General features: G+C 51.4%; 9 protein-coding genes. 7 read left to right on the top strand and 2 right to left on the bottom strand.

What is annotated here, in order from left to right; genetic code table 11:
• The first annotated feature begins 308 nt into the window (after positions 1 to 308).
• The 7 genes from rpmG to rplL all read left to right on the top strand — a co-directional run bounded on the left by rpmG (position 309) and on the right by rplL (position 3,778).
• Positions 309 to 458 carry a 50S ribosomal protein L33 gene (gene rpmG / locus Q0482_RS02050; RefSeq protein ID WP_008860352.1) on the top strand — a complete coding sequence of 50 codons (150 nt, stop codon included), beginning with the start codon at positions 309 to 311 and terminating at the stop codon, positions 456 to 458.
• 29 nt (positions 459 to 487) lie between these two features.
• Positions 488 to 727, top strand: a complete 240-nt coding sequence (secE, locus tag Q0482_RS02045) for a preprotein translocase subunit SecE (protein WP_299142717.1) — start codon at positions 488 to 490, stop codon at positions 725 to 727.
• A 13-nt stretch (positions 728 to 740) separates the two neighbouring features.
• Entirely contained in the window at positions 741 to 1,364 is a 624-nt protein-coding gene (gene nusG / locus Q0482_RS02040) for a transcription termination/antitermination protein NusG (RefSeq protein ID WP_291055620.1), read from the top strand.
• 105 nt (positions 1,365 to 1,469) lie between these two features.
• Positions 1,470 to 1,895, top strand: a complete 426-nt coding sequence (gene rplK, locus Q0482_RS02035; RefSeq protein WP_299142713.1) for a 50S ribosomal protein L11 — start codon at positions 1,470 to 1,472, stop codon at positions 1,893 to 1,895.
• A gap of 53 nt (positions 1,896 to 1,948) precedes the next feature.
• Positions 1,949 to 2,653 (top strand): 50S ribosomal protein L1, encoded by a 705-nt coding sequence (gene rplA, locus Q0482_RS02030; protein WP_299142710.1) that lies wholly within the window; start codon positions 1,949 to 1,951, stop codon positions 2,651 to 2,653.
• 167 nt (positions 2,654 to 2,820) lie between these two features.
• On the top strand, positions 2,821 to 3,369 hold the full coding sequence (gene rplJ / locus Q0482_RS02025) for a 50S ribosomal protein L10 (RefSeq protein ID WP_299142707.1): 549 nt from the start codon (positions 2,821 to 2,823) through the stop codon (positions 3,367 to 3,369).
• Between the two features lie 37 nt (positions 3,370 to 3,406).
• Positions 3,407 to 3,778, top strand: a complete 372-nt coding sequence (gene rplL / locus Q0482_RS02020; RefSeq protein WP_296960520.1) for a 50S ribosomal protein L7/L12 — start codon at positions 3,407 to 3,409, stop codon at positions 3,776 to 3,778.
• A 798-nt stretch (positions 3,779 to 4,576) separates the two neighbouring features.
• Here the strand turns inward: rplL and Q0482_RS02015 are convergent.
• Entirely contained in the window at positions 4,577 to 5,752 is a 1,176-nt protein-coding gene (locus Q0482_RS02015) for a MalY/PatB family protein (protein ID WP_299142704.1), read from the bottom strand.
• A 1,287-nt stretch (positions 5,753 to 7,039) separates the two neighbouring features.
• A complete protein-coding gene (locus Q0482_RS02010) occupies positions 7,040 to 8,170 on the bottom strand; it encodes a PLP-dependent aspartate aminotransferase family protein (RefSeq protein WP_299142702.1) in 1,131 nt (376 codons plus the stop codon).
• Positions 8,171 to 9,234 lie beyond the last annotated feature (1,064 nt).

Here is a 9,234-nt window from a genome sequence, read left to right as displayed (position 1 = left end):
CACATCGTAATGACATGTACTTTCTGAATTCTTCTTAACGCAATAGCATTAGCCCAAAGGGCTGTCAAACCTAAGAACCCTTGCGCCGATAGGCGCATCAAACTTGAGAACCTTTCACTCTGCCGCCGCTCGCAAAAAACCATTTGCAAAGCTCTATATATTGTGCTACAATAATTTTGCTGGGATGGCCCGGCTTTTTTAAATGCAAAGTTTGCAAAAATCTGTTGACTTGTGCATTGTGCTTGTGATATACTAATCAAGCATGTTAATTGGCCGCGGGCCGAGAAAGATTGAGTGAGGTGTAAAGAATGCGTGAAGGAATTACTCTTGCATGCACAGAATGCAAGCGCCGCAATTATCGTACAAACAAGAACAAGAAGAATACGACCGAACGTATCGAAATGATGAAGTACTGCAAATGGTGCCACAAACACACTCTGCATAAAGAAACCAAATAATTTTGAGTGATTGAAACTGGGGTGTGAGCATGGCCAAGGCGAAGCGTAAGACACAGGCAGCGAAAGCACAGGAAGCTAATGCTTCATGGACCAGGTTTTTCAAAGAAACCAAGATGGAAATGAAAAAGGTCATCTGGCCTGAAAAGCACCAGATGGTGCAGTACACCATTGCCGTCATTGTGTCCGTGATTTTGGTTTCATTCCTGATCGTTGCAGTAGACTTCGTATTCAGTGGCCTCTCCAAATTATTAGTACACGCTGTGGGCTGAAAGGAGAGAGACTATGTCGGATATGGAAGTTGAAAACAAGAATGTAAAAGCAGAAAATCAGGCTGAAGTCAGTGCTCCGACCGAAATTGGCGAACCTACTGAAGGGGCCAAGAAAGATATCCGCTGGTATGTCATTCATACTTATTCCGGATATGAAAACAAGGTCAAAGATACGCTGACAAGGAAAGTCCATTCCATGGGAATGGATGATACCATCCGTGAAATTCTGCTCCCACTGGAAGAAGAGGAAGAAGAAAAAGACGGGAAGGTAAAACTTGTCTCCCGTAAAGTATTCCCCGGCTACCTTCTCATCAGAATGGAAGTGAATGACCGGAGCTGGTATGTGGTTAGAAATACACCCGGCGTTACCGGTTTCGTAGGGACCACAACCAAGCCGATTCCCCTTTCCGATGAAGAGGCAGAAAGAATCATTCATGGCGGAAACAAAGCCGCAAAGAATGAAGTAGATGTGAAACCGGGTGACCGGATCCGCATCACCAAAGGCGTGTTCGAAGAAAGAACCGCCGTGGTTCTGGAAGTTTCCGATGACCGCACCAAGATTAAAGCGGATATCAGCAACTTCGGTACTACTACTACGATAGAGTTGGAAGCAGGTTCATTCGAACCCCTTCCTTAAATATACTCTTGTGAGACTGTCTTGAACTAGGCTCGTCTCACTGTGGGAGGGCCCGTTACAGCCCGAAATTACCACATTCCCAATACGGATAGGAGGTGTAACATTATGGCAAAGAAAGTATCCAAAATCGTAAAACTGCAGGTTGCTGCAGGTAAAGCTACCCCGGCACCGCCAGTAGGCCCGGCCCTTGGCCAGGCAGGCGTTAACATCATGGCCTTCGTTAAAGACTTCAACGATCGCACTGCTAAGCAGGTAGGCCTGGTTATCCCTGTAGAAATTACCGTTTTTGAAGATAGGAGCTTTACATTCATTTGTAAGACTCCGCCGGCAGCCGTTCTTCTGAAGAAAGCTGCAGGCATCGAAAAGGCTTCCGGTGAACCCAACAAGAAAAAAGCTGGCAAAGTCACCAAAGCCCAGGTCAAGGAAATCGCTGAAACAAAGATGCCTGACCTGAACGCTAACGACGTAGAAGCAGCAATGCGTCTCGTTGAAGGCACAGCCCGTTCTATGGGCATCGAAGTTGTAGACTAAGACTGACCCGTTCGTGGCAGGGACGATCCCTAATGACCACATAGGAGGAAACAATGGCAAAACTGACAAAGAAACAGAAGGCAGCTGCAGCCATCGTTGACAGTCATAAGCTCTATGACATCGACGAAGCTGTAAAGCTGGTCAAAGAAGCAGCATCCGCAAAATTCGATGAAACCATCGAAGCTGCTTTCAATCTCAATATCAACCCGAAATACGCTGATCAGCAGCTCCGCGGCGCTACTGTTCTTCCCGCAGGCACCGGCAAAACCAAGAAAGTTCTTGTTTTCGCCAAAGACCACAAGGAAGACGAAGCAAAGGCAGCAGGCGCTGATTACGTAGGCGGAAAAGAACTGGCCGACAAGATTATGCAGGGCTGGATGGACTTTGACGTCGTAGTGGCTACCCCGGACATGATGGCTGTAGTAGGCCGTCTGGGCCGTATCCTCGGACCGAAAGGCCTCATGCCTAACCCGAAGGTTGGCACCGTAACCATGGACGTTACCAAGGCTGTCAACGAAATCAAAGGCGGCAAGGTACAGTACCGTACCGACAAAGCAGGCAATGTACAGGTTATCATCGGCAAAGCATCCTTTGACGAAGACAAACTGAAACAGAACCTTCTGGCTATCTTCAACACCATTCAGAAAGCTCGTCCTTCCACTGTTAAAGGTGTATACATGAAGAGCCTGACCATCAGCTCCACTATGGGACCCGGAATCCATCTGGACATTCCCGCAATGGCAGCAGCAAAAGCTTAATAAGCCTATTTACACTTAGCTTAAGACCGGCGGTAAATCTTTTTAAAGGGCCAAGGCCCGCCTCCCGAGGCTGAGTACTGGAAAAGCCAGTACACGACCTCGCAGGCTCTGCGGGGTCGTTTTAGCTAACGTGATAAATAAAAATCAATAGCAGAGGAGGTGTACTCATGAGCGAAGAAAAGTACGAAGTAAGAATCCGTCCCGAAAAGGAAGCTGTCGTTGCAGAAATGAAAGACAGACTCTCCTCCCAGGGCATTGTTCTCCTGACATTCAACAAACTGACAGTAAAAGACGCAACACTGCTGCGTCGTAAATTCCTGGCTCACGGCGTTGAATACAAAGTTATTAAAAACACACTGACTCGTATTGCAGCTGACGAACTTGGCCTGGAAGGCCTTGACGACCTGCTCCAGGGCCCGAACGGTCTTGCAACATGCAAAGACGATCCCGTAGCACCGGCAGCAGCTCTGAAAGAATTCCTGAAAGAAACCAAGAGCGAAGCAATCACCGTCAAAGCTGGCGTACTCGATGGCAAAGTCATCGACAAAGATGCTGTTAAGGCTCTGGCAGACCTGCCAAGCAGAGAACAGCTCCTCGGTATGGTGGCAGCAACCCTGCTGGCTCCCATTTCCGGACTGGCACGTGCCCTCAACGGCAACATCCAGAACCTCGCATATGCTCTCGAAGCTGTGCGTAAACAGAAAGAATCTGCGTAAGATTTACGCGTAAAATCATTCCATGGAGGAAACAAAAATGACAAACGAAGAAATCCTTGAAGCCATTAGCAATATGTCCGTTCTCGAACTCTCTGAACTGGTTAAAGCAATCGAAGACAAATTCGGCGTATCCGCTGCAGCTCCTGTAGCAGTAGCAGCAGCTCCGGCAGCTGGCGCAGCTGCAGCAGCTGAAGAAAAGACCGAATTCGACGTAATCCTGAAGGAAATCGGCGAAAAGAAGATCCAGGTTATCAAAGCCGTTCGTGAAATCACCGGCCTGGGCCTGAAAGACGCTAAAGCTCTCGTTGATGGCGCTCCGAAAGAAGTTAAAACCGGCGTAGCTAAAGCTGAAGCTGAAGAAATGAAGAAGAAACTGGAAGACGCTGGCGCAACTGTAGAACTGAAATAATTGCGGCTCTTCTAAAACCACGATAAAATGGGACTCCTCAGGGGGTCCCATTTTTAAATGTCCTAAAATAAGAAAAGTGGCAGCGGGAAATGCTGAATCATCTTCCCTCTGCCACTTTTGGCGGTGATTTACCATGGTTATCCTTGCTGCGTCATTTCGATGGTTGTCAGCGGAGTGGAGAAATCTCCCAGACAGGCGGTTTCCTATTGTGATGATTCCCCTGGTGTCATGCCGTACAGGATATCCTTCGCGAATAGTTTCCTATCGTGATGCTTCACTATGGCGTCATGCCGTGCAGGAAACCACTCGCGAATAGTTTCCTGTCGCGATGAACCACTATAGTGTCACGTCGGATAGGAAACTATTCGTCTATAGTTTCCTGTTTCTATGATTCACCACAGCGTCATGCCGTGTAGGAAACTATTTGCCTATAGTTTCCTGTCTCTATGATTCACTATAGTGTCATGCCGTACAGGAAACTGTTCGCAAACAGTTTCCTGCCGCGGTGAACCACGATGGTATCAAGCCGAGTAGGAAACTGTTCGCAAATAGTTTCCTGCCGCGATGAACCACTACAGTGTCATGTCGGATAGGAAACTATTCGTCTATAGGTCCTGTCTCTATGATTCACCACAGCGTCATGCTGAGTAGGAAACTTTTCGCAATCAGTTTCCTGCCGCGATGGACTTCCATAGTGTCATGTCGGATAGGAAACTATTCGCAAACAGTTTCCTGCCACTGTGTTTCACCATGGTGTCATGTCGTACAGGAAACTTTCAGCAGACAGTTTCCTGTCTCTTATCCCTCAAATCCTTCTTTCAGCTGCCGGAGCCCCTGTTCCAGTGTTTTTCTGGGGCAGGCCAGGTTGAAGCGGAGGAATCCTTCCCCCTCTCTGCCGAAGACGTATCCCATGTCCAGCCACAGGCGGCAGTCATAGAGGACTTTGTGCTCCAGGGCTTCATTGGAGAGGCCGTAGGCGGAGGCGTCGATCCAGATGAGGTAGGTGCCTTCCGGTTCTATGAGTTTCATTTTCGGAAGGTTTTCTTTCAGATATTTCCTTGCGAAATCCAGATTTTCCCGGATGTATTCCTTCACTGTATCCAGCCACTCCCGGCCTCCTTCGTAGGCGGCGCGGCAGGCGGCAAGGCCCATGACGTTCAGCTGGTCATAGCCGAAGGAGTCCAGCTCTTCCTGGAAGGCACGGCGGATTTCCGGATTTGGAATAAGGATGTTCGAATTTTGAAGGCCGGCTATGTTGAAGGTTTTGGAAGGGGCGGTGCAGATGATGGCGTTCCGGGCCGCTTCCTCGCTGACTGTGCCGAAGGCGGTATGGGTGAATCCGGGGTAGGTGAAGTCCTCGTGGATTTCATCGGCCACGATTTTCACGCCGTGGGCCAGGCAGATGTCCGCATACCTGGTAAGCTCTTCCCTTGTCCATACCCGGCCTACGGGGTTGTGGGGCGTGCAGAGTAGAGCCAGCTTTACATGGCCCTTGACGATTTTTTCTTCCAGATCCGCAAAGTCCATTTCATAGTGACCATTCTTCAGGACAAGGGGGCTGTTCACCAGTTTCCTTCCGTTCTTGATGACGGCGTTCAGGAAGGGGTAGTACACCGGCTGATTAATGAGGATGCCGTCTCCTTCTTTGGTCAGCGCCTTGACCGCCAGATTGATGGCAGGCACCACGCCGGGGGTCTTGATGAGCCACTCAGGGCGGATGGCCCAGTGGAAATATGTTTCCTGCCAGTTGGCCAGGGCTTTGAAATAGGCATCGCCGGATTCGGAATAGCCGAATATGCCATGGCGCACCCGCCCTTCCAGGGCGTCAAGAATAGGCTGGGCCACCTTGAAATCCATGTCCGCCACCCAGAAGGGCAGTACATTCGCCGGCTTTCCACGGGCAGTGGCAAAATCATACTTCAGGCAGCCGCTCCCGCGGCGGTCAATGATGGTATCTAAATCGGAAAGTTTCATGATGGACTCCTTTGTATGTATTGATTCAATGTTGGCGTCATGCGTGGCGCTTGATCGCATTCCCGAAGGTTGACAGCCCCTTCAGGGCTGAGGGTTGAGGCGGGCGCCTGTGGTGCGGTCGGGATCGGGACCGGGACCTGGGCGGTGCTTTCCGGTATTCCCGTAGGGGCCTGCGCCTGTGGCGCAGAGGGGCATATAGCCCTGTGTTGACACACGGGCTAAGGGTTGCATCGCTTCGCTCAAGGGGCAGCTGCCGTGGTGGGTGCCCTAAATTTATGGAAGGCGCCAGTTTGTATCAAACCTTCATAATCGGGCTTTCGCCCGTGGGAAAACTATACAACCGCCCTGCGGGCGAGGAAATGCATTCCCCTTTTGGTGGCTGGCGCCACCACCTTTCCGCCCCGCGGAGCGGTGGGACTATGGGTACTTAGCCATGGAGCCATGTCTCTGCAGGAAAGCATAGAAACCTATTCTGCCCCCTGAACAGGGGGAAGTCCGGCGCAGCTCGGATAGGGGGTGGCGAGCGCAGCGAGCCAATTCGCAGAATGCTTATCATGTCATATGACACTGAAAGTAAATCCCGTAACGCTGACTTTATAAGCATTGCCCGAGAGGGCAATCCACCACCCTTTGAACCCTCTGAACCTTTTGAACCCTATGAACCCTCACACCGTAGGCGTGTCCAATGGCGCAGCCCGGATAGGGGGTGGCGAGCGCAGCGAGCCAATCCGCAGAATGCTTATCATGCCATATGACACAGAAAAGTAAATCCCGTAACGTTCTTGCATCCCCTTTAGGGGAAGAGGGCCACGAAGTGGCGAAGGGATGTACGAGGGTAAGAATGATTATGATACTTGATGTGGACGTGACCGCCGAAAGGCGGCATTATAATACTTATCGCCCGAGAGGGCGATACCACAACCCTCAGCGCCGCAGGCGCTGTCGCCCCCTGAGCGAAGCGATGCAACCCTTCTATACAACCTGCGGCGCCAGCCGCGCCCCCTTTTTTATAATCTGCGGCGAAGCCGCCACCACAACCCTCGGCCTGAAAGGCCGTCAAACTTAAGAACCCTCCGGCCCATAGGGCCGGTCAATCCTAAGAACCTTTCCCTTCACAACCCTTCTACACAACCCGCCGCCGACAGGCGGCCACAACCTTCGGCCCGAAGGGCCGTCAACCTTCCCCTCTGAACCCTTTGAACCTTTTGAACCCTCTGAACCCTCGCGCCTTTGGCGCGTCCTTGAACCCTCACGCCGCAGGCGTGTCTCGGGCCGCTCTACGGCTCCTTATCCAAATGCCTGTTCCAGATCGGCAATCAGGTCATTCACATCTTCAATGCCGACGGAGAGGCGGAGGAGGCAGCTGGTGATGCCCCGGGACTGCCGTTCTTCTTCTGTAAGGTCGCTGTGGGTCTGGGTGGCGGGGTAGGTGATAAGGCTTTCCACGCCGCCGAGGCTTTCGGCGAAGCGGATGAGTTTTACATTTTTCAGCACCTGGAGAGCGGTTTCATGGCTGTCGGTGTAGAAAGAAAGCATGGCACCGGCGCCGCGGGACTGTTTGAAATGGATATCGCGGCCGGGAAAATCGGCGAGGCCGGGGTAGAAGACTTTGGATACCTTGGGATGATTTTCCAGCCATTCCGCCAGAGTTTCCGCATTCTTCTGGGCCGCTTCCATGCGGAGGGCCAGGGTTTTGATGCCTCTGGTGACGAGCCAGCTGTCCCAGGGAGCCAGGCAGCCGCCTACGGTTTTATAGAGGAAGCGCAGTTTATCGGCGATTTCCTTATCCTTTACCACCACGAAGCCTGCCAGGGTGTCATTGTGGCCGGCCAGGTACTTGGTACCGCTGTGGATGACGATATCGGCGCCAAAATCGATGGGATTGCAGAAATAGGGGCTCATGAAGGTATTGTCTGCAATGAGCAGGGCGCCGTGGGCATGGGCAATGTCTGCGATTTTCCGGATGTCCGTAATCTGCATCATGGGGTTGGTGGGGGTTTCGATGTACACTGCCTTCACCGTTTCATCAAAGGCCTCTTCCACTTGATCCGGATGGGAGGTGTTCACGAATTTAAAACGGATGCCGTTCTTTTCATTGACGAAACGGAAAAGACGGATGGAGCCGCCATAAAGGTCATCGGAGGAAAGGATGGTATCTCCCGGCCTGAAAAGTTCCATTACCATGGAAATGGCGGCCATGCCGGAAGAATAGCTGGTACAGTCACAGCCGTGCTCAAGGGCGGCTACCACCTTTTCCGCGCTCTCCCTGGTAGGATTTTGCACCCGGGTATAATCGTAGCCTGTGGACTCTCCCAGCTCCGGATGGCCGAAGGTGGCACTCTGAAAAACCGGTACGGAAATGCAGCCGGTGGGATCCTTCCAGTCGCTGCCATGAATGCAGATTGTTTTGATATTCATATGAAAACCTCCCTGAATGTTTTTGGAAATAAAAAAATCGTCCCTCAAAAATGAGAGACGATGATTCACCGTGTTACCACTCTGCTTTTCCCCTCCGTCACCGGAAAGGGACTTGACAGGTACGCCGGACAAAGCCATAAATACCCTGCTGCTGTAACGGGCAGTCCCGGCGGGCTTCACGATTCGGCCCGGAGGCTCCAAGTCCATCTTCCGGCGCCCCTCCTGCACTGCTTTCACCATACGCAGCTCTCTTTGCCATTCAAGGAACCGTACTCTTCTTGTCATTGCCTTCTTTGAAATTGAAAATATGATACCACGGGTAAGGATGATTGTCAAGATGAGTGTGCTAGATAGTAAGTGTACTAGTATACTGGTGGGCTGGTTTCCTATGGTGATGATTTACCATAGGGTCTCTCAGCCCCGTCATTTCGAGCGGAGCGAGCCACCCACCCCTGAAACAGGGGGGCAAGGGATGTAGTGACGCGGTTCCTTTTCCCTCCATAAACTAGGGAAGCGCTGATTAAATCGTTATCGGATTTCATTCTTGTATTTTTATTCAATGCAAGGAATCAGTCGACGCGAATAGCGAGCTATTTAAGGAGACTGATGACGCAGTATTGGATAAAAATACATATGAAATTCGATTCTGCGAATTAATCAGTGCTTCCTTTTCCCACCCCCGCACTCGGGGGGGACCACGTCAGTAGTGGAAGGGGGGAGGCCGCCGCAGGCGGCCGGGGCTGTGAAAAAATGTTCAATCATTTCTTCACAGCCTCCTATAAACTGCGGCGTCAGCCGCCACCACAACCCTCAGCGCCGGCAGGCGCTGTCAAACTTAAGAACCTTCGGAGCGAAGCTCCGGCAAACCTAAGAACCTTTTCCCCAAAAGACCTGACACCCCTATCCTCCATCGCCTCGCGGCGACAGGAGCTGTGAAAAAATATAAGTCATTTTTTCACAGCCCATATTTTATATCAGCTGCCTGCGGCAGCATGCCTTTGGCAATCCTCCCTCGCCACTTCGTGGCCCTCTCCCGCCCCGGTGGGAAGCGTGTCACTGGATTC

Origin of the sequence: uncultured Dialister sp., from assembly GCF_937959425.1 — a bacterium.
Lineage (GTDB): Bacteria > Bacillota > Negativicutes > Veillonellales > Dialisteraceae > Dialister.
This window is presented reverse-complemented; position numbering and strand designations above follow the sequence as displayed.